This window comes from Paraburkholderia phytofirmans OLGA172, assembly GCF_001634365.1.
In the GTDB taxonomy this organism is placed as follows: domain Bacteria; phylum Pseudomonadota; class Gammaproteobacteria; order Burkholderiales; family Burkholderiaceae; genus Paraburkholderia.
Window position 1 is genome coordinate 4,219,621 of sequence record NZ_CP014578.1, and the last position, 22,278, is coordinate 4,241,898.

The window sequence follows — 22,278 nt, forward strand, 5'->3', positions numbered from 1 at the left end:
GAATGGTGACAAGGCGGCGACACTCAGTCGCCGTTTTCCTCGCGCTCGCGGCTCTTGCGCAGCGCCTTTTCCTCGATGCCCGACAGGCCTTCACGGCGCTCGAGTTCGGCAAGCACGTCCGCCGGGCTCAGGTCGAAATGCGACAGCATCACGAGGCAGTGAAACCAGAGGTCCGCCACTTCGCCGACCAGCGCTTTCGGCGCGCCGCCGTGGCGCGCGTCTTTGGCGGCCAGCACGACTTCGGTGGCCTCTTCGCCGATCTTCTTGAGCACTGCGTCATCGCCTTTGTGGAACAGGCGCGACACGTATGAGACGTCCGGATCGCCGCCCTTGCGGCTGTCGATGACGGCCGCAAGGCGCAGCAGCGTGTCGTTCGTGGACGAAGAGGGTTCCGTGGATTGCGTGGATTGCGTCATTTGTAAATGTGTTCGGGGTCTTTCAACACGGGATCGACGGTGGCCCAGCCGCCATCTTCAACCGTGCCTTCGAATTTCTGGAAAAAACACGAGTGGCGGCCGGTGTGGCACGCAATGCCCGACACCTGCTCGACCTTCAGCAACACGACGTCTTCGTCGCAATCGAGCCGCACTTCATGCACATGCTGCACGTGGCCGGATTCTTCACCTTTGAACCACAGGCGCTGGCGCGAGCGCGAGAAGTACACCGCGCGGCCGGTTTCGACGGTTTTCGCCAGTGCTTCGCGGTTCATCCACGCGAACATCAGCACGTCGTTGCTCGACGCTTCCTGCGCGATCACCGGCACGAGGCCGTTCGCGTCCCACCGGACCTTGTCGAGCCAATCTACTGCAGAGGGATTCACCACGTCACAACCTCACCGAAATGCCTTGATCGGCCATGAAGCGCTTGGCCTCGCCCACCGTGTGCTCGCCGTAGTGGAAGATGCTGGCGGCCAGCACCGCGTCCGCATGGCCGCTCTTGATACCGTCGGCCAGATGCTGCAGCGAGCCGACGCCGCCCGAGGCGATCACCGGGATCGACACCGCGTCGGACACCGCGCGCGTGAGCGCAAGGTCGAAGCCGCTCTTGGTGCCGTCGCGGTCCATGCTGGTCAGCAGGATTTCGCCCGCGCCCAGTTCGGCCATCTTGCGCGCCCATTCGACGGCTTCGAGGCCGGTGGCCTTGCGCCCGCCGTGCGTGAAGACTTCCCAGCGCGGCGCCTCGCCGTCCGCGGAGACGCGCTTCGCGTCGATGGCGACGACGATGCATTGCGAGCCGTATTTGTCCGTCGCGTCGCGCACGAGTTGCGGATTCGCGACCGCCGACGAATTCATGCTGATCTTGTCCGCGCCCGCGTTGAGCAGCCGCCGCACGTCCTCGACAGCGCGCACGCCACCGCCGACCGTCAGCGGAATAAACACCTGAGAGGCGACTGCTTCGATGATCGGCAGGATCAGATCGCGCTGATCGGAGGTGGCGGTAATGTCGAGGAAGGTCAGTTCGTCGGCGCCCTGATCGTCGTAGCGGCGCGCGATTTCGACCGGATCGCCGGCGTCGCGCAGTTCGACGAAGTTGACGCCCTTGACCACGCGTCCAGCCGTGACGTCGAGACAAGGGATGATGCGTTTAGCTAGAGCCATGATCTTGCAATTCTGCCAATACCGCTGATGAGGCCGCTCGCCTGAATCTTCACGAGCGGCACTGTGCCGGCGCGGCTCGCCGCAGGGGTGTCGAACAGAAACACCTGCGGCGCGACGCGCTTTCGGGACGCGCCGTTGCGTCCGCTTTTAGGTTCGCTACTGCGTCGATTCCGGGTCGACAGCGACGCTTCAAGCGGTGAACCTAAGCGTCGTCCGATTCGCGCAGCCGGTCCGCGAGCGTCTGCGCAGCCGCGAAGTCCAGATCGCCCGAGTAGATCGCCCGGCCGCAGATCACGCCTTCGATGCCTTCGTCCTCGACTTCGCACAGCGACTCGATGTCCGCGAGGTTCGACAAACCGCCGCTCGCAATCACCGGAATCTTCACCGCGCGTGCGAGACGCACCGTCGCTTCGATGTTGATGCCTTGCAGCATGCCGTCGCGGCCGATGTCGGTGTAGATGATCGACTCGCAGCCGTAATCCTCGAACTTGCGCGCCAGATCGGCCACTTCATGGCCGGTCAGCTTGCTCCAGCCGTCGGTGGCAACCTTGCCGTCTTTCGCATCCAGCCCGACGATGATATGGCCGCCGAAAGCCGTGCACGCATCCTGCAGGAAGCCCGGATTCTTTACCGCAGCCGTGCCGATGATGACGTACGACAGACCGTCGTCCAGATAGCGCTCGATCGTGTTCAGGTCACGGATGCCGCCGCCCAGCTGGACGGGAATCTCGCCCCCTACTTCCTCGATGATCGCGCGGATCGCGTCTTCATTTTTCGGCTTGCCGGCGAACGCGCCATTCAGGTCGACGAGGTGCAGACGCCGGGCGCCGCGGTCGACCCAATGCCGGGCCATCGCCGCCGGTTCCTCGGAAAATATCGTCGCCTGGTCCATATCGCCCTGTTTGAGGCGTACACAGTGACCATCTTTCAGGTCGATGGCGGGAATCAGCAGCATAGCAATCGGGTGTTGTCAGGGAGGTGGTTGAAGGTCGGCGGCAGCGGCTGACAAACCAGCCCGCCACCACGCCGTTTCGCTAGTTTAGTACAACTCTTTCGACGCCCTTGCGGAGCGCCATATTGGAGCGGATGGAGCGAAATCGTCTTACTGCGGTTGTAGCACACGGCCGACGCCCCGCTTGTGGCGGAACGACGCGCGGCAACGGGATGAAGAAAGGCGCTCACGGATTCCAGTGCACGAAGTTGCGATACACGCGCAGCCCCGCTTCGGCGCTCTTTTCCGGGTGGAATTGGGTCGCGAAGATGTTATCCCGCGCCACCGCCGAGGTAAAGGGTACACCGTACACCGTTTCGCCCGACGTATGGGCGGCGTTGTCCGGCACGACGTAATAGCTGTGCACGAAGTAGAAGAACGCATTATCCGCGACGCCGTCCCACAACGGATGCGGCTGCGCCTGGCGCACGCGGTTCCAGCCCATTTGCGGGACCTTGAAGCGCGAGCCGTCGTCCTGCACCTGGCCTTCCAGGTCGAAGCGCAGCACCTTGCCGGGCAACAGGCCCAAGCCCGGCGTATCGCCCTCGGCGCTCCAGTCGAACAACATCTGCTCGCCGACGCACACGCCCATCAGCGGCTTGTTGCGCGAGGCCTCGATGACCGCTTCCTGCAGGCCGGATTCGGCCAGACTGCGCATGCAGTCGGGCATGGCGCCCTGGCCGGGCAGCACCACGCGGTCGGCCGAACGGATCGCTTCGGGCTGATCGACGATCGCCACGTCCGCTTCCGGCGCGGCTTTGCGCAATGCCTGGGCCACCGAGCGCAGGTTGCCCATTCCGTAATCCACAATCGCTATCGAAGTTTTCATTTCAAGTTAGGCAGCAATGCCTTCAATCCATCGACGATGAATTCCACCGCCAGCGCCGATAACATCAAACCCATGAGCCGCGTACCGATGTTGATACCCGTGCGACCGACCCAACGGGCAATCGGTTCAGCGAGGCGCAGCGAAAAAAAGCAGATCGCCGCCAGCACGGCGCCGATCGCGATCAGGCTCAGCCGGTCGTACCAGTGAGCCGAGCCGGCCGCGTAGATGATCGTGGTGCTGATCGCGCCTGGGCCCGTCAACAGCGGGATCGCCAGCGGCACGACCGCGATGTTGTCCTTCTGCTCGGCTTCGTCGCGCTCTTCCGCCGTCGAACGGCTGTTGCCGATCTGGGCGTTCAGCATGTTGATCGCCATCAGCAGCATGATGATCCCGCCGCCCACTTCGAGCGACCCAACCGAAATGCCAAAGAAGCTGATGATCTGCTGTCCGAGCAGCGTCGTCACCGCAACCACACAGAACACCGAAATCGCCGCGATACGGATGGTTCTGCGCCGCTCGACGTCGCTCTGATGCGCCGTCAGGCTCATAAAGAACGGGATGGCGCCGACCGGGTTGATCAGCGCCAGCAGCGAAATAAACGACTTCAGGATATCCATCGCACACCGGGTGCGCGAGCGCAGCCGGTCCTGGTTCTAAGTTTGGTAAATGAGCTGGTAAATGAGCTGGTAAATGAGCTGGTAAATGCGCCGGTAAATGCGCGCTTAAAGGCTGCCCTTGGTCGACGGAATCTGTCCCGCCGCGCGTTCGTCCATCTCGACGGCCATGCGCAATGCACGCCCGAACGCCTTGAACACCGTTTCCATCTGATGATGGGCGTTCAGGCCTCGCAGGTTGTCGATATGCAGCGTGACGCCGGCGTGGTTCACGAAGCCGCGGAAAAATTCAATGGAGAGATCGACGTCGAACGTGCCGATGCGTGCACGCGTGAACGGCACATGGAATTCGAGGCCCGGACGCCCGGAAAAGTCGATCACGACGCGCGACAGCGCTTCGTCGAGCGGCACGTAGGAATGACCGTAGCGGCAAATGCCCTTGCGGTCGCCGATTGCCTTCGCGACGGCCTGGCCGAGGGTGATGCCGACGTCTTCGACCGTATGGTGGTCGTCGATATGCAGGTCGCCGTGTGCTTCGATGTCGAGGTCGAACAAGCCATGCCGTGCGATCTGGTCGAGCATGTGATCAAGAAACGCCACACCGGTGGCCAGCTTCTGCTGACCGGTGCCGTCCAGATTGATCTTCACACGGATCTGCGTTTCGCTGGTGTTGCGAACGACTTCCGCAAGGCGCATGGTAATTCCTCGAATCTAGCTAGAAAGCGATAGTAGTGTGGGGTAGAAAAACGGCGGACCGCGCGCGCTTCCCGTGGCAGGGCAAAGCGCTCACGCGGCCATTCGGCACGCCGTTCAGTGCAGCACGAGTTTCAGTCCGGCGATCAATTGGGCGTTTTCTTCGGGCGAACCGACGGTCAAACGCACACAATTGACCAGCAATGGATGCATTTTACTCACGTTTTTGATCAGAACCCGTGCGGCCAGCAGTGTTTCGAACATAACAGATGCGTCCGGCACCCGCACCAGCAGGAAGTTGCCGGCGCTCGGGAATACTTCGGCGCCCGGCAATTGGGCCACGGCTTGCGCGAGTCTCGTGCGTTCTTCGCGCAATTGCGCGGCCTGGGTGTCGAGCACGTCGACGTGGTCGAGCAGGAAATCGGCGGCGGCTTGCGTAAGCACGTTGGTGTTGTAGGGCGGGCGCACCTTGTCGAATTCGGTGAGCCAGGCGGGCTTGCCGACCAGATAACCCAGGCGGATGCCGGCCAGGCCGAGCTTGGACACGGTACGCATCACGACGACGTTGTCGAACTGATCGGCACGCGGCAACCAGCTTTGCTGCGCAAACGGCTGGTATGCCTCGTCGATCACCACCAGGCTTTTATTCGCCGCGGCGATGACGCGCTCCATGTCCGCATCGTCGTACAGCGTGCCGGTCGGGTTATTCGGATAGGCCAGATAGACGATCGCCGGTTCATGCTCGGCGATCGCCGCGAGCATCGCTTCGGTGTCGAGCGTGAAATCGGCCTTCAGCGGCACGCCGATGAATTCCAGATTCGCCAGCTTCGCCGACATCTGATACATCACGAAACCCGGTACCGGTGCGAGCACCTTGGCGCCCGGCTTCGCGCACGCCACCGACATCATGCTGATGATTTCATCCGAGCCGTTGCCGAGCAGCACATCGCAACACGCGGGCACGCTCATCACGCGCTTGATCTTTTCGATCAGCGCTTCCGGGCGCGGCGCCGGGTAGCGGTTCAGCGCCACACCGGCCAGATGCTCGCCCAGATGGGCGGCGAGCACCGGTGGCAGCGGAAACGGATTTTCCATCGCATCGAGCTTGATATAGCCCGTGGCGTCCGGAACCGGATAGCTCGTCATCGCGAGCACGTCGCGGCGGATGATGTCTTGAGGTGTCGTCATAAGTCAGTGGACCTGCCCGCACGGGAGACGCCGGCCGGGTATCGGCGGCTTGCGGACGGCCCCAGGTTGGTCTGTATTGTCGTTATTTAACGGGAAACCGCGCGAAATCCGTCGGTAAAGTTCGCACGCATCGGTTCGATGCCCGCCTGCTCCGTGTTCAGGCTCGCCGCGTCCGGCCTCGCTTAGCCGTTCTGCCGCATCCGGTATTCTGCGCTGCGGGCGTGCGCCTGCAGGCCTTCGCCGTAAGCGAGTTCGGCGGCGATCTCGCCGAGCGTCTGCGCACCTTCCGCACTGACCTCGATCACGCTCGAACGCTTGAAGAAATCGTAGACGCCCAATGGCGACGAAAACCGTGCGGTACGCGAAGTAGGCAGCACATGATTCGGCCCCGCGCAGTAATCGCCGAGGCTTTCGCTGGTGTAGCGGCCGAGGAAGATCGCACCGGCATGGCGGATCAACTGACCCCACTGATGCGGTTCCAGCGCCGAGATTTCGAGGTGTTCAGGGGCAATGTCGTTGGCAATCGCGCAGGCTTCGGCCATATCGCGCACCTTGATCAACGCGCCGCGGCTTTCGAGCGACGCGCGGATCACATCCCGGCGCGGCATGCTCGGCAGCAGTTCGTTGATCGCGTCGCGCACGCGGGCGATGAATGCATCGTCCGGGCACAGCAGGATGGATTGCGCGAGCTCGTCGTGCTCGGCTTGCGAGAACAGATCCATCGCGATCCAACGCGGGTCCGTCGTCCCGTCGCACAGCACGAGAATTTCCGACGGCCCAGCGATCATGTCGATACCGACCGTGCCGAACACACGGCGCTTGGCCGACGCGACATAGGCGTTGCCCGGGCCGCAGATCTTGTCGACTGCGGGCACCGTTTCCGTGCCGTACGCCAATGCGCCCACCGCCTGCGCGCCGCCGATCGTAAACACGCGATCCACGCCGCCCAGCAAGGCGGCCGCCAGCACCAGAGGATTCTTCACGCCGTCCGGCGTGGGCACGACCATGACGATTTCGCGCACGCCGGCCACGCGCGCCGGAATCGAGTTCATCAGCACCGACGACGGATACGCCGCCTTGCCACCCGGCACATAGATACCCGCACGATCCAGCGGCGTCACCTTCTGCCCGAGCACGGTGCCGTCTGCTTCCGTGTACTGCCAGCTATGGCTGCCGCACTCGATCCTCTGCTTCTCGTGGTAACCGCGCACACGCGCCGCCGCCGCTTCGAGCGCCGCACGGCGCTTAGGCTCGAGGCCTTCGAGCGCCGCCTCGAGTTCGGACATCGGCAACTCGAGCGCCTCGACGCTCTTCGCCTCGACACGGTCGAAGCGGTTCGTGTACTCGAGCACCGCAGCGTCGCCGCGTGCCTTCACGTCGTTCAGAATCTGCGCGACCGAGCGCTCGATTGCTTCGTCTTCGCTCGCCTCGAACGCGAGCACCGCGTGCAGCGCCTTGTGAAAGTCGGGCGCGCTGGAATCGAGTTTGCGAATCTTGATAGACATACGGATATCCGTTTCGGTAAGGCGCGCGTTAAAAGTTTGACCACTCGCGTGGTCAAACTATTCAGGCCACCGCAGTGCCGGCCTTCGACGCGCGTTCGAACGCGTCGAGGATCGGCCGCAGCGCGGCGCGCTTGAGCTTCAGCGCTGCCTGGTTCACAACGAGGCGCGACGAAATCTGCATGATCTCCTCCACCTCGACAAGATTGTTGGCGCGCAAGGTATTGCCCGAACTCACCAGGTCGACGATTGCGTCGGCGAGGCCGACCAGCGGCGCCAGTTCCATCGAACCGTACAGCTTGATCAGGTCGACGTGCACGCCCTTGGCGGCAAAATGCTCGCGCGCGGTTTCCACGTACTTGGTCGCCACGCGCAGGCGTGCGCCTTGGCGCACCGCGTTCGCGTAGTCGAAACCGGCCGCCACCGCGACCGACATCCGGCAACGCGCAATGTCCAGGTCGACCGGCTGATACAGCCCGCTGCCGCCGTGCTCGAGCAGCACGTCCTTGCCTGCCACGCCGAAGTCGGCTGCGCCGTATTCGACGTAGGTCGGCACGTCTGTGGCGCGCACGATGATCACCCGCAGGTTCGCGTCCGTCGTGGGCAGAATCAGCTTGCGCGAGGTTTCCGGATCTTCGGCCACTTCAATGCCGGCTGCGGCGAGCAGCGGCAGCGTCTCTTCGAAGATACGCCCTTTCGACAACGCCAGCGTAAGCGGCGCGCTCACAGCCGGCGAAGACGACGTTTGCGGCATCGAACTCATGCCTGGCTCCCGGCGACGCGGCGCACCTTGGCGCCGATGGCGTTGAGCTTGGTCTCCATCCGGTCGTAACCGCGATCCAGGTGATAGATACGGTCGATCAGCGTTTCGCCTTCGGCACGCAGCGCAGCGATCACGAGGCTCGCCGACGCACGCAGGTCGGTCGCCATCACCTTCGCGCCGGACAGCTTCTCGACGCCTGTCACGAGCGCGGTGTTGCCATCGATCGTGATGCTCGCGCCGAGACGGTTCAATTCCTGCACGTGCATGAAGCGGTTCTCGAAGATCGTCTCGACAGCTTGCGAGGTACCCTCCGCGATCGTGTTGAGCGCCATGAACTGCGCCTGCATGTCGGTCGGGAACGCCGGGTATTCGGACGTGCGGAAGCTCACCGCACTCGGACGCTTGTCCATCCGCACGCGCATCCAGTCTTCGCCTTCTTCGATCGTGACGCCGGCTTCACGCAGCTTTTCGGTGACGGCTTCAAGGATCAGCGGACGCACGCGGCGCAATGTGACATCGCCACCGGCAGCCGCGACCGCGCACAGGAACGTGCCGGCTTCAATGCGATCCGGAATCACCCTATGCTTTGCGCCATGCAGCTTGTCGACACCCTGAATCACCAGACGGTCGGTGCCGATGCCTTCGATCTTCGCGCCCATCTCGACCAGCAGATGCGCGAGGTCACCGACTTCCGGCTCACGCGCGGCGTTCTCGATGACCGTCTCGCCTTCGGCAAGCACCGCCGCCATCAGCAGGTTTTCGGTGCCCGTCACCGTAATCACGTCGGTCACGATGCGCGCGCCCTTCAGACGCTTCGCACGCGCTTCGATGTAGCCATGCTCGATCGTGATCTCGGCGCCCATTGCCTGCAGACCCTTGATGTGCTGATCCACCGGACGCGCGCCGATTGCGCAGCCACCCGGCAGCGACACCCTGGCGTGGCCGAAGCGCGCCACCAGCGGGCCAAGCACCAGGATCGACGCACGCATGGTCTTCACGAGTTCATACGGCGCGACGAGGTTATCGACCTTCGACGCGTCCAGCGACACGCGCCCTTCACCGCTCTCGATGCGCACGCCCATCTGGCCAAGCAGCTTCAGCATCGTGCGCACGTCCTGCAAGTCGGGCACGTTTTCCAGATGCACCGGTTCCGCGCTGAGCAGACTCGCGCACAGGATCGGCAACGCCGCGTTCTTCGCGCCTGAGACGACAACTTCACCCGACAGCGGGTAGCCACCTTCAATGATGAGTTTATCCATGCCTGTCAGTTCCTGATCGACCCGGACTTCAACCGGGACTGCTTTGACTGTGTTCGGCGCGCCGCTACCGGCGTCGCGCCCTTCCTGAGTAATTCGCACTAAATTTCCAGATTACGCGGTCTGCCATTCGGCGGGCGTCAGCGTCTTCATGCTGAGCGCGTGGATTTCTTCGCGCATGCGGTCGCCGAGCGCCGCGTACACGAGTTGATGGCGCTGGATCAGACGCTTGCCTTCGAAGCTCGGCGAAACGATGGTCGCAAAGAAATGCTGACCGTCGCCCTCGACTTCGAGATGCTGGCAAGCGAGCCCAGCCGCGATGTATTGCTTGACCTGCTCTGGAGTCGGCAACATGAGAGAAGCTCCTGATCAGTGGCGCAGTTTGTAGCCGGAGGCGAGCATGCGCATCGCCACCACGGCCAGCACCACAAAGAAACCGGCAACGATCGCAAGGCTCACGAGCGGATTGATATCCGACACCCCGAAGAAACCGTAGCGAAAGCCGTCGATCATGTAGAAAAAGGGATTGAGCCGCGACACTTCACGCCACACCGGTGGCAGCGTATGCGTCGAGTAGAACACGCCCGAGAGGAACGTGAGCGGCATAATCAGAAAGTTTTGAAATGCGGCAAGCTGATCGAATTTTTCGGCCCAGATGCCGGCGATCAAACCCAGTGTGCCCAGGATCGCCGCGCCGAAAATCGCGAACACGACGATGTAAAGCGGCGCGCTGAAGCTGATCGGCACGAACCAGATCGTCACGATGAACACGCCGAAGCCGACCGCCAGACCACGTGCCACGGCAGCGAGCGCGTACGCACTGAACATCTCATAGTGCGAGAGCGGCGGTAGCAGCACGAACACCAGGTTGCCGGTAATCTTCGACTGGATCAGCGAGGACGAGCTATTCGCAAAGGCGTTCTGCAACACGCTCATCATCACGAGGCCGGGAACCAGGAAGCTCGTGTACTCGACGCCCGGATAGACCTGAACGTGACCGCGCAACGCGTGGCCGAAAATCGTCAGATACAGCAGCGCGGTGATAACCGGCGCCAGCACGGTCTGAAACGACACCTTCCAGAAACGCAGGATTTCCTTGTAAAACAGCGTGCGAAAGCCGCTCATGCCAGCCCCTCGATCACTTCTGGACCGTTCATCACCTGAACGAACACATCTTCGAGGTCGGCTTTGCGAACCTCGATTTCTTCGAATGTGCAGCCCGCTGCGCGGCACTGCGCGAGAATCCGCTCGACGTCGTCGTAGCTCACGAGCCGCAGCAGATGCTGACGGCCGTTGCCGTTGCCCACGCCGCTTTCCACTTCGAGCGGACGCAACTCCGCCGGCAATACGCCTTGTGCAAAGCGCAGGAACAGCTGCATGCCGGCAAAGCGCTGCAGCAGCGTGCTGGTGCGCTCGAGCGCGACAACTTCGCCGCGCCGTAACATCGCGATGCGGTCGCACAGCGATTCGGCTTCTTCCAGATAGTGTGTGGTCAGCACGATCGTGTGCCCTTCGCGATTCAGGCGCGAGATGAATTTCCACAAGGTTTGACGCAACTCGACGTCGACACCGGCAGTGGGCTCATCCAGCACGATCACCGGCGGCCGGTGCACCAGCGCCTGCGCCACGAGCACGCGGCGCTTCATGCCGCCCGACAGCGCGCGCATGTTGACGTCGGCTTTTTCGGTGAGATCGAGATTGGCCATGATCTCGTCGATCCACGCGTCGTTATTGCGCAGCCCGTAGTAGCCGGACTGGATGCGCAAGGTTTCGCGCACGGTGAAGAACGGATCGAACACGAGTTCCTGCGGCACCACGCCGAGCGCGCGGCGCGCGCCGCGGAAATCGCTGACTACGTCGTGCCCGCGAACCGCGATGCTGCCTTCATCGGCGCGCGCGAGACCGGCGAGGATGCTGATGAGCGTCGTCTTGCCCGCGCCGTTCGGACCGAGCAGTCCGAAGAACTCGCCTTCTTCTACCGCGAGGCTGACGCCCTTGAGCGCCTGCAAGTCCTTGTAGCGCTTCTTGACGTTACGAATTTCTATGGCTGACATGACTGTGGGCCGCCTGCGGAGCGGCGCCTAAAGGAGCCCTGAGGGGGCGCAAAAGTGCTGGAAGGGACGAAATTGGGGCCGGTTATATGCCCCGAAAAACGTTTGATTATAGGGCAAAAATCGACAGCCCCGCCTGAGCCGGGGCGATTGGAAGTGACGCTATGGGAGCGTCAATGTCGGGGCGCGCAGCAAACATGCGGTGGGGGGCCGGAGTAGCGCGCTAAAGCGCGAACTCTGGTCGACCGCGTTGCATGGGACCGGAGTAAGCGCTAAAGCGCGAACTCTGGTCGACTGCGTTGCATGGGACCGGAGTAAGCGCTAAAGCGCTAACTCCGGTCGACACAGCAGGGTGTCGACGCCGTAGGCTTGGGCGAGGCTGGCGAGACCAGCCGGCAGGTTGACGATCTCGAACGCCATGCCGCGTGCCTGAGCAGCACGCTCCCACGCAAACAGGACAGCAAGCGCGGACGAGTCGAATTGCGCGAGCGGCGCGCAATCCACGCCCGTTGCGCCCGCGGCGATACGCTGCAAACCCGCCTCGAACGCGGCTTTCGCGCTCTCATGGGTCAGCGTCGCGCCGCTTTCAAAGCGGCTTGCGACGGCGTTCAGCACTTCGCTCACGACTGCTTGCCCGCGGCGAGTTGCTGGTTACGCTGCGTGAGGAACTGGATCAGTCCGTCCACGCCCTTCTGCTGGATCTGCTCGTTGAACTGCTGCTGATACGCCTGGATCAGCCACGCGCCGAGCACGTTGATGTCATACACGCGCCAGCCGTTCGGCGTCTTGTACAGACGGTAGTCGAGTTCGATCGGCGAGCCGTTGTTCATCACCACCGAGCGCACCACCGTGTCGGTGTCGTCTGGGTTCATGCGGAACGGCTTGTACTGGATCTGCTGGTCGCGGACCTGGGCGAGCGCGCCCGAGTACGTGCGGATCAGCAGCATCTTGAACTGCTCGACCACGGCGTCTTGCTGCTCCGGCGTGGCGGTGCGCCAGTTGCGGCCCATCGCCAGTTGCGTGGTGCGGCGGAAGTCGGTGTACGGCAGGATCTTTTCGTTGACGAGCCTGGTGATGTGGGTGATGTCGCCTTGCTGGATCGACTTGTCGGCGTGGATCGCGTCGACCACCTGCTGGGTGACGGTCTTAACCAGCGTATCGGGCGAACTCGAGTCGACAGTTTGTGCCGATGCACCAGCACTAGCGAACGAGAACAGCGCAGCAAACAACGGAATCAGGAAGAATTTTTTCATATCGAGCCTTGCCTTAAAAATAGTGCAACCGTTTGAGGCGACATTAACACGCGAGTTCAGCAGCAATCCATGCGCAAACTGCGAGAGTCGTATCGAGGTGTTACGGCTGCACAATTAACGCAATTTAAATGACGGAAAGTTGAAACGCGTCGGCGGGACCAGTTGACCGGCCGGGATCTGTGTGGTTTCCGGACCGCCGTTCAGATCGAGCGGCGGCGTTTCGGCGCTGCCGGAGGCGGCTTCCGGCGCAGCAGCCGTGCCGGTTGCACCCGTGGTGGCGCCAACCGCCGAAGCAGCTTGCGGCGGCGTTGCGGCGGCCGCACCGGACGCAGCCGGTGCTTTCGCGGCAGCACCCGGCGTGCCTGCCGGGGCAGCAGCCGCACCACCTTCCCCCTCGTCGTACTTCGGCAGCGGAGCTTCATCGCCGTAGTTCGGCAGCGCCTGCGATTGCTTACTTTCCGACAGCAGATACTGGCGGCGTTGCAGATACGCATTACGCACGAACGAGTACTTGTCGAGCGCGGCGCCTTCCAGCACATCGCTCGCGCCCAGCAGATTGGCACGCGTGTTGATCACATTCAGGCCGTACAGCGCCCAGCTCAGACCATCCGGGTGAATATAGCTGAGCGGATTCACATAGTAGTTGCCGATCGAGCCTACCGCGTCGCGCACCGTGCTCGGCCCGAACAGCGGCAGCACGAGGTACGGGCCCGCCGGCACGCCGTAGTGGCCGAGCGTCAGGCCGAGGTCGTTGTCGTGCTTGGGCAGCTTGGCGAGCGTGGCCACATCGAACAGACCGCCGACACCGAACACCGTGTTGATCACGATCCGCATGATGTCTTCGACGCCATCGGTGATCTTCAACTGCAGCAGGTTGTTCGCCGCGATGTAGACGTCGCCGATGTTCGAGAAGAAGTTGGTGACGCTGTCGCGCACCGGTTGCGGCGTCGCCCAGACATAGCCCTTCGCGACTGGCTTCAGCGCGTACTGGTCGAGCTTGTCGTTGACGGTGAAGATCGTGCGGTTCAAACCCTCGAGCGGGTCGCCCTTGGTCGGCGTCTGCACGGTCGAGCAGCCAGCGAGCGTAGCGGCCGCGAGGGCGAACGTCGCGATCTGGACGGTGCGCACGCCTCGTTTGCCTGGGGTCTGCATTTTTATTCTCCTCATTGACCGGCCGCGCCGGAGGCGGGCGAAGTCGGCGCCGCCGGCGCGGGCGCCGTGGCGGGGGCAACAGCAGGTGCAGGTGCAGCCGAAGCCGCGCCCGGCTTGGATGCGCCCGAGTCCGCGGCCTTGCTATACAGGAATTGTCCGATCAGGTTTTCCAGCACGATCGCCGATTGTGTCATCGAAATCGTGTCACCCGCTTTAAGCATCTCGCTGTCGCCACCGGGTTCGAGCCCGATGTATTGCTCGCCCAGCAGACCCGAGGTCAGGATCTTCGCCGAGGTGTCTTTCGGAAACGAATATTGCGTGTCGATGTCGATCGTGACGACAGCCTGATACGCATTGCTGTCAAAGCCGATCGAGGCAACCCGGCCGACCGTCACGCCCGCGCTCTTCACCGGTGCGCGCGCCTTCAGTCCGCCGATATTGTCGAACTTGAGCTTGACCGGGTACGTTGCCTGAAACGACAACGAGCTCATGTTGCCGGCCTTCAGCGCGAGAAACAGCAGCGCCACGAAACCCAGCACTACGAACAGGCCGACCCAGAAGTCGAGAACAGTCTTTTTCATCGTCATCCCAAAGTGAATCCGCCACGCTGCTCCCGCTCCCGTCACGCGCAACCCGAGGCGCGCCCGCCGAGCGAAAACGTGCAGCGCAGTTTTAGCTGAACATCAGTGCGGTCAGCAGAAAATCGAGGCCAAGCACCGCAAGCGACGCGTATACGACCGTCTTGGTCGTGGCGCGCGACACGCCCTCCGGCGTCGGCTTGGCTTCGTAGCCTTGAAACAGCGCCACGAAGGTCACCGCGAGGCCGAACACCACGCTCTTGACGACCCCGGCGCCCACGTCGCGCCAGACATCGACACCACCCTGCATCTGCGACCAGAACGCGCCGGCGTCGACGCCGATCAGCAGCACACCTACTACGTAGCCGCCGAACACGCCGACCGCGCTGAAAATCGCGGCCAGAATCGGCATGGAAATGATGCCCGCCCACAGACGCGGCGCCACCACCACTTTCACCGGATCCACCGCCATCATTTCCATCGCGGTCAATTGCTCGCCCGCCTTCATCAAGCCGATCTCGGCTGTGAGCGACGTGCCGGCGCGGCCCGCGAACAGGAGCGCCGTGACCACCGGCCCGAGTTCGCGCACCAGCGAAAGCGCGACCAGCAGCCCCAACGCCTGTTCGGAACCGTAGCGGTTGAGCGTGTAATAACCCTGCAAGCCGAGCACGAAGCCGACGAACAGCCCCGACACGGCGATGATCACCAGCGAATAATTACCCACGAAGTGGATCTGCTTCGTGACAAGGCGCGGCCGGCGCAGCAGCGGGAAAAACTCGACCAGCAGCCGGAAGAAGAAACGCGTGGCATAGCCCGCCGTGCCCAACCCGTCGATCACCCGGCGACCAAGCGAATGGATCATGACTGACCTCCGCCGATGCCGAAGTCCGCCGCGAGCGGCGTCTTGCTGGGGTAGTGGAATTTGAACGGGCCGTCCGGCGCGCCGTCGATAAACTGGCGCACCGTAGGATCGGCCGACGCGCGCAGCTCAGCCGGCGTGCCTTCGGCATGCACCCCGCCGTTGGCGAGGAAATAGACGTAATCGGCAATCGCGAACGATTCCGGCACGTCGTGCGTGACGAGGATCGAAGTCGCGCCAAGTGCCTGATTCAGCGCGCGAATCAGGTTCGCGGTGATGCCGAGCGAGATCGGATCGAGACCGGCGAACGGCTCGTCGTACATCATCAGCTCGGGGTCGAGCGCAATCGCCCGGGCCAGCGCCACACGCCGCGCCATGCCGCCCGAAATCTCCGACGGCGCCAGGTCGCGCGCGCCACGCAACCCGACCGCGTTGAGCTTCATCAACACGAGGTCGCGAAGCAGTTCTTCGGGGAGGTCGGTGTGCTCGCGCAGCGCGAAGGCGACGTTTTCGAACACCGACATGTCGGTGAACAGCGCGCCGAACTGGAACAGCATGCCCATCTTGCGGCGCAGCGCGTAGAGGCCCTCACGCGTCTGCTGGCCGATATCCTGGCCATGAAACAGGATCTGGCCGCGCTGGGCGCGCACCAGACCGCCGATCAGGCGCAGCACTGTGGTTTTGCCGCAACCCGAGCCGCCCATGACCGCGACGACCTGGCCGCGCTTGAAGCGCAGATTCAGGTTCGACAGGACGAGCCGGTCGCCATAACCGAAGTCGACGTCGCGCAGCTCGAGTAAGGTCTCGGGGGTGGAAGACACGAAACTGACAGTCCTTTTACACGGAAGGCCGAATTATAGGGCCATCATGCAAAAGCTGCCGTGAGGTGCCCTGTCCCTTTACCGAACTTGACGATTATTGCGCAAACGCATGTTGCAGCGCCGAAACCGCCGCAGCCGGATCGGCGGCCTCGGTCACTGCCCGCACGACGGCCGCGCAACCTACGCCGGTCGCCAGCACGTCCGGCAACACCTGCAGATCGATCCCCCCGATCGCCACCAGCGGCACAACGCCGTCGAGCAGGTGGACATACCGCGCCAGACGCTTGAGGCCTTGCGGCGCGGTCGGCATGACCTTGGTGGTGGTCGGAAAGACTGCCCCCAGCGCAATGTAGCTGGGCCGGAAGTGCAGCGCCTTCAGAATCTCGTAGAAACCATGTGTTGACAGACCGAGCCGGATGCCGGCCATGGCAAGCGCCGACAGGTCGGCCGTATGCAGGTCTTCCTGGCCGAGGTGGACGCCGTAGGCGCCCGCTTCCAGCGCGGCTTGCCAGTGATCGTTGATGAAAACCTGGGCATCGTGCTCACGGCCAGCGGCGACGCAGCGGGCGATTTCGCGCTTCAGTTCGTCGGCGGGTTCCGCCGATTTGCGGCGCAACTGGACCGTTTTCACGCCGAAGCCCACCACCCGTTCGACCCACTCCGCGGTCGGCAGCACCGGATACAGACCGAGCCGGTCGGGACAACGCGCGAACGCCTGTGCCGGCGCGGCCGGCAAGCAGGCGAGGCGCGGGAAATGCGCGATATTCGCCGGAAATGCGTCGTCCGCTTTGGTTTCGTCGCCGTCGCGCCAGGCCAGAGCCAGCACCAGCGCGTCATGCGGATCGAAACCGCAGTCCAGAAACGCCGCCAGCGCGGGAATCCAGTCTTCCGCCAGATGACCTTCCAGACTGTATTTCTCGCCGCCCAGATGCAGCGTCGCCGCATTCTCGGCGGCAACGATCACGCCGGCGCCTTGCACCTGCCGGCGCGCCACCTGCTCGCCATGCTGCTGCGCGTCGGCGACGACGATCAGGTCCCCACCGTTCGGCTCGTCCGGCGCGGTCAGGCAGATGCGCCACGGCGCATGCGTCGGCGGCCACTCGCCCAGGCGGGAGCGGATCCGCTCGGCGGCTTCGGTGAGTTCGTCGGCAGGCGGCCAGAAGAGGTCGCGGCCAGTCAAAGGCAAAGCTTGCGTCATGCGGCGCTCCCGTCTTGATGCCAGAACGGCATGCCGACCACCGGCGTGCTCGCGTGCGCGCTTTCGCGCTCGGCCATCGGCCCCGCCAGAAAAGCCTGGCGGCCCGCTTCGACGCCCAGCGCAAAGGCGCGCGCCATCGCATCGGGATGGGTCGCCTGCGAAACCGCGGTGTTTAGCAGCACGCCGTCGAAGCCCCACTCCATTACTTGCGCCGCGTGCGACGGCACGCCGAGGCCCGCGTCGACGATCAGCGGCACATCCGGCAGGCGTTCACGCAACACGCGCAGGCCGTACGGATTGATGACGCCCTTGCCGGTGCCGATCGGTGCGCCCCAGGGCATCAGTGCCTCGCACCCCGCATCGAGCAGACGGCGGCCGATCACGAGATCTTCGGTGCAATACGGCAGGACCTTGAAACCGTCCTTGATCAGCTGTGCAGCCGCTTCGATCAAACCGACCGGGTCGGGCTGCAGCGTGTAGTCGTCGCCGATCAGTTCGAGCTTGATCCACTCGGTTTCGAAGATTTCACGTGCCATATGCGCGGTCGTCACCGCCTCGCCGACGGTCAGGCAGCCGGCGGTATTGGGCAACAGCGGGACGCCGTGGCGCTTGAGCAAATCGAAGAAACCGGCTTCGGCGCCGCCTTCGTTCATTTGCCGGCGCAGCGCGACCGTCACCATGCCGGGCCGCGCCGCGTCGATCGAATCGGATAGCGATTGCAGCGACGGATAGCGCGAGGTGCCGAGCAGCACGCGGCTCGCGAAGGTTTGGCCGTAGAGCGTGAGCGCGTCGGCGGTTTGGGGGAAAGTCATTTGCATAGTCCTGGTCTCCGGCAATGCGTGGCGCGGGGCTTAGCCGCCGGCCACGGGTTGCACGACATCGAGCTTGTCGCCCGGCTGCAGCGCGCGCGCCGCATGCTGGGTGCGTGCAACGAAATCGCCGTTCAACGCGACCGCGAACGGCGGACGCGCGCCGAACGCGGCGAGCGCATCGGCAACAGTCGCGCCTTCGGGCAGCGACAACGACTTCTGATTGATATGAATGTCCATGGTGTTCGAATACGGTTCAATCGATGGCAGGAAGCGACGCGGCGCGCGCTTGATTGCCTGCGGTTATTTCATCCGCAGGCGCGCAACGCTCATGCCGGCTCCCGCGTGGAATCCAGTTGAAACAGCTCGCTCCAGCGCGCGGCACTTTGCCAGTCGGCGAAGGCATCGGCGTCGCCGATACGGCCGTCGAGCAGCGCCGCGGCGAAGCGCACGGCTTCATCGGCGACTTCGGGCACGATCATGTAGCCGTGCCGGTACAGGCCGTTCACGCGCAGTGTCTGCGCGCCATCCCACAGCAAGGCCGGACGGTGGTCCGGCAAAGTCGGGCGGCACTGCGAATTCAGTTCGAGGATGCGTGCTTCGCCGAAGCCGGGGTGCACGGAAAACGCCGCGCTCAGCAGTTCGAGCGCGGAGCGTACGCTGACCGGCGACATGTCTTCGCCTTCTACTTCGGTGGCGCCGATCACGTAGAGATCGTCCTGCTTCGGCGCGATATACAGCGGATAGCGCGGATGCAGCAGGCGCACCGGCCGCGTCAGCTTGATACCGGGCGCGTGCACGCGTGCGACTTCGCCGCGGATACCGCGCAATGTGGGCAGCACGGGCTTTGCGCCCAAACCCCGGCAATCGATCGTGATGCGCGCGGGTGGCAGCGCGTGATCGTCGACCGGCGTGTTCCAGTGCGTTTCGACTCCGCGCTGGGCAAGGCCCGCAGCGAGCGCGGCCAGCACCTGACGGTTATCCAGCTGACCTTCGCGCGGCAGCAGCCAGCCCTGATTGAAGCGGCCCGCCAACGCGGGCTCGGCGGCGCCGATCTGGGGACCCACAAGCGGGACGAAGCCGCCGTCGAGCAATTCGGCAGGCGCGTTCGAGCGCACACGGCGTTCGAACAACGGCGCTTCGGTCCGGTCGGCGTGATGCCACACGACGAGCGTGCCATTGCGCTGGAAGAACACCGGTTCGGGCAATTCGGCCAGCACTTGCGGCCAGGTGTCGAGCGAGCTCGCGCCAAGACGCGTGATCAGCAATTCAGCACTGGCGGCTTCGGCCAGCGGCGCCAGCATGGCGGCGGCGACCCAGGCTGCGGCTTGCGAGCCCGCGGCATCGCCACGCTCATAGAGCGCCACGCGATACCCTTGGCCGGCGAGACGCCACGCGACCAGGCGTCCGCACAGCCCGCCGCCGAGCACGGCGAAATCAGGTTGAGCTGAACGGTTCATCGCGCCCACTCCGAGTCGCAACGGCAAGCAAGGCTAAAACAGCGCGGCGCACCGACACAGCCGACGAGGGCGTGGCGCGGAGCAAAGCACTTGTATGAAGAATAGGCGGTCATCGAATCCTTTCCGTACGGCACAAAAACGCACGTACCCAGGACGAAACCGGCGGGTGAGGCCGGCCGGGCAATACGCGAGTCCAATGACGGACGCCGCCCGGCGGGGAATGGAAGATTGGCTGCTTCCGGAAACTTCCCGCGCCGGTATTACCCGGATCGGGTGCAAAGGGTCTCTCTCAGCCTTGCCGCCGTTGCGTGAGAATCACGCAGCCTGTGGGCAAAGCACCCCTGTTTCGTCGAAGGTCATTAGACCATAAAAGGCGCGGCGCCCGCAAACCAATGGCCTGCGCAGTCGCGCGCATTTGACCCGGCACCATCCTTCGATTCATCAATACGGCCGGGGGCGGCGCTCTGGCACAATGCCAAAATCGGATGCCGCAGGAGCCAGGCGCGGGCTGCAAGCTTCGCCACCCGCGCGACGGCGGCATCGAGGCGACACCTCTGAGCGGAAATTAATTTTCACTTAAGGGCTTCGCGCCAGAATCGGGCGCCCGCCCGGACGTGCGTTCGTCGAGCACGACGCCCGGGGTACGCACCGCAAACCCGCCGTGGGGCCGGCCCGACTGAGGCCAGCCCGGCACGGGCCAGCACTTCACCAGGATGCTCATGACACTGAATACCGCTTCCAGCCCCGTGCTGCCGCCGGACGAAAAAGTCTCCGCCTGGAGCCTGATCAAACCTTACTGGGTCTCCGAAGAACGAAAGACGGCGTGGGGGCTGCTCGTCGCGATCATCGTGATGAATCTGCTCGTCGTGTGGATCAACGTGCGCCTGAATCGCTGGAGCGCCGACTTCTACAACGCGCTGCAGACCAAGAACGTGCACGACTTTCCGCACCTGCTGATGGTGTTTTCGGGGCTCGCGTTCGGCTTCATCATCCTTGCCGTGTACGGCCGCTATCTGCGCCAGATGCTCGGCTTCCGCTGGCGCCAGTGGCTGACCACGCGGTATCTCAACGAGTGGCTGCACGACAGCGCCTTCTACAGGATCGAACGCGACCGGCTCGCCGACAATCCCGACCAGCGGATCAGCGACGACCTGCAATCGTTCGCCACCACCACGCTCTCGCTGACGCTCGATCTGCTGTCCACGGTCGTCACGCTGGTCTCGTTCATCACGATCCTGTGGTCGCTGGCCGGTGCGCTGACCGTTTCGCTCGGCGGCATGCCGGTGCAGATTCCAGGCTACATGGTGTGGGCCGCGGCGCTTTACGCGGTAGTCGGCTCGGTAATCATCCAGAAAGTCGGCCATCCGCTCGTGTCGATCAATTACCAGGCGCAGAAAGTCGAGGCGGATTTCCGTTTCGGCTTGATCCGTCTGCGTGAAAACGCCGAGCAGATTGCCTTCTACGACGGCATGGAGACCGAGAAGAAGAACACCCACTCGCTGTTCGGCCGCATCCGCGACAACTGGTGGCAGGTGATGAAGTACACCAAGCGGCTCACCTTCGTGCTGAGCTTCTATGGTCAGATCGCGATCATCTTTCCGCTGGTGGTGGCGGCGCCTCGTTACTTCGCGGGCGCGTTCACGTTCGGCGTGCTGATGCAGATTTCGAGCGCATTCGGCACCGTCAGCGATTCGTTTTCGTGGTTCATCAACAGTTACGGCACCCTGGTCGAGTGGCGCGCTACCGTGAACCGGTTGCGTGAATTCAGCCGTGTCGTGCATGCGCCGCGTCTGAAGGAATCGGTGTCGCCCGCCACCGCGCATGGCGGCATCAACCTGCATTTCGTCGACGAAGACAAGCTCTCGACCGATGGCCTCCAGCTTGCGCTGCCGAACGGCAACCCACTGTCGCGCATCCGCGATATCGCAATCACGCCGGGCTCGCGCTGGCTGGTGCGCGGTCCGTCCGGCTCCGGCAAGAGCACGCTGATGCGTGCGCTCGCCGGCTTGTGGCCGTTCGGCGACGGCTCGATCGACGCACCGGTCAACGCGCGCATGATGTTCATCCCGCAGGTCAGCTACATGCCGATCGGCACGTTGAAAGCCGCGCTCACCTATCCGTCCGCTGCGGACACCTACACCGACGAAGAATGCCGCGAAGCGCTCGTCACCTGCCACCTGTCGGAGTACGCCGACCGCCTGCAGGAATCGGGACACTGGACGCGCGTTCTCTCGCCGGGTGAACAACAGCGTCTCGCCGGCGCCCGCGTGCTGCTGCACAAGCCGGACTATCTGTTCCTCGACGAAGCGACCAGCGCGCTCGATGCGGAAAACGAAGCGCGTCTCTATCACCTGTTCACTGAGCGGCTGCCGAAGGCGGCGATCGTCAGCGTTGCGCATCGCGAATCGCTGGCGGCGTTCCATGGCGAAACGCTCGACGTCGAGCGCTCGGGCGAAGCGATTGCCGCTTGAACTGCATGAACAACGCGAGCGCCGGAGATCTATCTCGACGGGCTGACGTTGAGCCGCTATCGGAAAAGACGCAATGACTTCGCGGCCTGGCGCGGGGCGTCACTCGCGACCCAACGCATAGACAGGGCTCTGCACGTCGCAAAAATGAAAAGCCGGGTCACCTTCTCAGGTGCCCGGCTTTGTTTTTTACCG

Annotated in this window: 25 protein-coding genes and 1 riboswitch; of the genes, 1 reads left to right on the forward strand and 24 read right to left on the reverse strand. The window is 63.6% G+C overall.

Annotated elements, in window-relative coordinates; all coding sequences use genetic code 11:
* Positions 1-23: 23 nt before the first annotated feature.
* The 24 genes from AYM40_RS18565 to AYM40_RS18680 form a co-directional block, all read right to left on the reverse strand.
* Complete coding sequence (locus tag AYM40_RS18565; protein WP_063497497.1) at positions 24-416, reverse strand: phosphoribosyl-ATP diphosphatase; 393 nt, start codon at positions 414-416, stop codon at positions 24-26.
* Positions 413-823: a phosphoribosyl-AMP cyclohydrolase gene (hisI, locus tag AYM40_RS18570; RefSeq protein ID WP_181448384.1), complete on the reverse strand. Its 411-nt coding sequence runs from the start codon at positions 821-823 to the stop codon at positions 413-415. The genes AYM40_RS18565 and hisI overlap by 4 nt, the downstream gene beginning before the upstream one ends.
* 1 nt (position 824) lies before the next feature.
* Entirely contained in the window at positions 825-1,598 is a 774-nt protein-coding gene (gene hisF, locus AYM40_RS18575; RefSeq protein ID WP_063497498.1) for an imidazole glycerol phosphate synthase subunit HisF, read from the reverse strand.
* A gap of 202 nt (positions 1,599-1,800) precedes the next feature.
* Positions 1,801-2,553 (reverse strand): 1-(5-phosphoribosyl)-5-[(5-phosphoribosylamino)methylideneamino]imidazole-4-carboxamide isomerase, encoded by a 753-nt coding sequence (gene hisA / locus AYM40_RS18580; protein WP_054036624.1) that lies wholly within the window; start codon positions 2,551-2,553, stop codon positions 1,801-1,803.
* Positions 2,554-2,776: 223 nt separating this feature from the next.
* Positions 2,777-3,418, reverse strand: coding sequence for an imidazole glycerol phosphate synthase subunit HisH (hisH, locus tag AYM40_RS18585; RefSeq protein WP_063497499.1), 642 nt, complete (start codon positions 3,416-3,418; stop codon positions 2,777-2,779).
* Positions 3,415-4,035 (reverse strand): YchE family NAAT transporter, encoded by a 621-nt coding sequence (locus AYM40_RS18590; RefSeq protein WP_063497500.1) that lies wholly within the window; start codon positions 4,033-4,035, stop codon positions 3,415-3,417. The genes hisH and AYM40_RS18590 overlap by 4 nt, the downstream gene beginning before the upstream one ends.
* Positions 4,036-4,140: 105 nt before the next feature.
* The gene (gene hisB / locus AYM40_RS18595; protein ID WP_063497501.1) at positions 4,141-4,728 is read right to left on the reverse strand and encodes an imidazoleglycerol-phosphate dehydratase HisB; all 588 of its coding nucleotides are present in this window, start codon (positions 4,726-4,728) and stop codon (positions 4,141-4,143) included.
* A gap of 114 nt (positions 4,729-4,842) precedes the next feature.
* Complete coding sequence (gene hisC, locus AYM40_RS18600) at positions 4,843-5,913, reverse strand: histidinol-phosphate transaminase (RefSeq protein ID WP_063497502.1); 1,071 nt, start codon at positions 5,911-5,913, stop codon at positions 4,843-4,845.
* Between the two features lie 182 nt (positions 5,914-6,095).
* Positions 6,096-7,418, reverse strand: a complete 1,323-nt coding sequence (hisD, locus tag AYM40_RS18605) for a histidinol dehydrogenase (RefSeq protein ID WP_063497503.1) — start codon at positions 7,416-7,418, stop codon at positions 6,096-6,098.
* Between the two features lie 61 nt (positions 7,419-7,479).
* Positions 7,480-8,178: an ATP phosphoribosyltransferase gene (gene hisG / locus AYM40_RS18610; protein WP_063497504.1), complete on the reverse strand. Its 699-nt coding sequence runs from the start codon at positions 8,176-8,178 to the stop codon at positions 7,480-7,482.
* Complete coding sequence (murA, locus tag AYM40_RS18615; protein WP_063498101.1) at positions 8,175-9,437, reverse strand: UDP-N-acetylglucosamine 1-carboxyvinyltransferase; 1,263 nt, start codon at positions 9,435-9,437, stop codon at positions 8,175-8,177. The genes hisG and murA overlap by 4 nt, the downstream gene beginning before the upstream one ends.
* Positions 9,438-9,548: 111 nt before the next feature.
* A complete protein-coding gene (locus AYM40_RS18620) occupies positions 9,549-9,788 on the reverse strand; it encodes a BolA family protein (RefSeq protein ID WP_063497505.1) in 240 nt (79 codons plus the stop codon).
* Between the two features lie 15 nt (positions 9,789-9,803).
* The gene (locus AYM40_RS18625; protein ID WP_063497506.1) at positions 9,804-10,559 is read right to left on the reverse strand and encodes an ABC transporter permease; all 756 of its coding nucleotides are present in this window, start codon (positions 10,557-10,559) and stop codon (positions 9,804-9,806) included.
* Positions 10,556-11,488 carry an ABC transporter ATP-binding protein gene (locus AYM40_RS18630; protein WP_063497507.1) on the reverse strand — a complete coding sequence of 311 codons (933 nt, stop codon included), beginning with the start codon at positions 11,486-11,488 and terminating at the stop codon, positions 10,556-10,558. Before AYM40_RS18630 ends, AYM40_RS18625 begins: the two co-directional genes overlap by 4 nt.
* A 318-nt stretch (positions 11,489-11,806) precedes the next feature.
* On the reverse strand, positions 11,807-12,109 hold the full coding sequence (locus tag AYM40_RS18635) for an STAS domain-containing protein (protein ID WP_063497508.1): 303 nt from the start codon (positions 12,107-12,109) through the stop codon (positions 11,807-11,809).
* Positions 12,106-12,738, reverse strand: a complete 633-nt coding sequence (locus tag AYM40_RS18640; RefSeq protein ID WP_063497509.1) for an MlaC/ttg2D family ABC transporter substrate-binding protein — start codon at positions 12,736-12,738, stop codon at positions 12,106-12,108. Before AYM40_RS18640 ends, AYM40_RS18635 begins: the two co-directional genes overlap by 4 nt.
* Before the next feature lie 114 nt (positions 12,739-12,852).
* Complete coding sequence (locus tag AYM40_RS18645) at positions 12,853-13,890, reverse strand: VacJ family lipoprotein (RefSeq protein WP_063497510.1); 1,038 nt, start codon at positions 13,888-13,890, stop codon at positions 12,853-12,855.
* Between the two features lie 11 nt (positions 13,891-13,901).
* The gene (gene mlaD, locus AYM40_RS18650) at positions 13,902-14,471 is read right to left on the reverse strand and encodes an outer membrane lipid asymmetry maintenance protein MlaD (protein ID WP_063498102.1); all 570 of its coding nucleotides are present in this window, start codon (positions 14,469-14,471) and stop codon (positions 13,902-13,904) included.
* 91 nt (positions 14,472-14,562) lie between these two features.
* A complete protein-coding gene (gene mlaE, locus AYM40_RS18655) occupies positions 14,563-15,330 on the reverse strand; it encodes a lipid asymmetry maintenance ABC transporter permease subunit MlaE (protein ID WP_063497511.1) in 768 nt (255 codons plus the stop codon).
* Positions 15,327-16,148, reverse strand: a complete 822-nt coding sequence (locus tag AYM40_RS18660) for an ABC transporter ATP-binding protein (RefSeq protein ID WP_063497512.1) — start codon at positions 16,146-16,148, stop codon at positions 15,327-15,329. The genes mlaE and AYM40_RS18660 overlap by 4 nt, the downstream gene beginning before the upstream one ends.
* Before the next feature lie 94 nt (positions 16,149-16,242).
* Positions 16,243-17,346 carry a thiamine phosphate synthase gene (thiE, locus tag AYM40_RS38695; RefSeq protein ID WP_082855126.1) on the reverse strand — a complete coding sequence of 368 codons (1,104 nt, stop codon included), beginning with the start codon at positions 17,344-17,346 and terminating at the stop codon, positions 16,243-16,245.
* Positions 17,343-18,158, reverse strand: coding sequence for a thiazole synthase (locus tag AYM40_RS18670; RefSeq protein WP_063498104.1), 816 nt, complete (start codon positions 18,156-18,158; stop codon positions 17,343-17,345). The genes thiE and AYM40_RS18670 overlap by 4 nt, the downstream gene beginning before the upstream one ends.
* A 39-nt stretch (positions 18,159-18,197) precedes the next feature.
* Positions 18,198-18,395 carry a sulfur carrier protein ThiS gene (gene thiS, locus AYM40_RS18675; protein ID WP_063497513.1) on the reverse strand — a complete coding sequence of 66 codons (198 nt, stop codon included), beginning with the start codon at positions 18,393-18,395 and terminating at the stop codon, positions 18,198-18,200.
* Positions 18,396-18,484: 89 nt separating this feature from the next.
* Complete coding sequence (locus AYM40_RS18680; protein ID WP_063497514.1) at positions 18,485-19,615, reverse strand: FAD-dependent oxidoreductase; 1,131 nt, start codon at positions 19,613-19,615, stop codon at positions 18,485-18,487.
* A 229-nt stretch (positions 19,616-19,844) separates the two neighbouring features.
* A riboswitch (TPP riboswitch) is annotated at positions 19,845-19,968 on the reverse strand.
* Positions 19,969-20,334: 366 nt separating this feature from the next.
* Here AYM40_RS18680 and AYM40_RS18685 point away from each other — a divergent pair.
* Entirely contained in the window at positions 20,335-22,086 is a 1,752-nt protein-coding gene (locus tag AYM40_RS18685) for an ABC transporter ATP-binding protein/permease (protein ID WP_063498105.1), read from the forward strand.
* Positions 22,087-22,278: the final 192 nt, after the last annotated feature.